The sequence below is a fragment of the Salifodinibacter halophilus genome, from assembly GCA_012999515.1.
GTDB classification, from domain to species: Bacteria; Pseudomonadota; Gammaproteobacteria; order Nevskiales; family Salinisphaeraceae; genus Salifodinibacter; species Salifodinibacter halophilus.
On the sequence record JABEEB010000861.1, the window covers coordinates 1 to 230 of the forward strand.

1 protein-coding gene is annotated in these 230 nt (G+C 70.9%); it reads right to left on the reverse strand.

The features are described 5' to 3' along the window. On the reverse strand, positions 1 to 164 hold a 164-nt coding region (locus tag HKX41_14000), incomplete at its 3' end, for an ATP-binding cassette domain-containing protein (protein ID NNC25246.1). Between the last annotated feature and the right edge of the window lie 66 nt (positions 165 to 230).

Here is a 230-nt window from a genome sequence, read left to right on the forward strand (position 1 = left end):
ACGAGCCTGCCGAGCGCGAGTTGGAGCGTGCTCTTACCCGATCCGTTCGCGCCGACGATTGCGACGCGCTCGCCGGGGTTGATCGCCACGTCGACGTCGCGGATCGCCGTCGTGCCGTCGGGATACTCGTGAGTCAGCCCCCGCGCGTCGATCACGGGCTCCACCGGATCACCCCCGAGGCGACGACGACGACAGCGGCCAGCGCGAGCAGTGCGTAGTCGGCGGCGTCG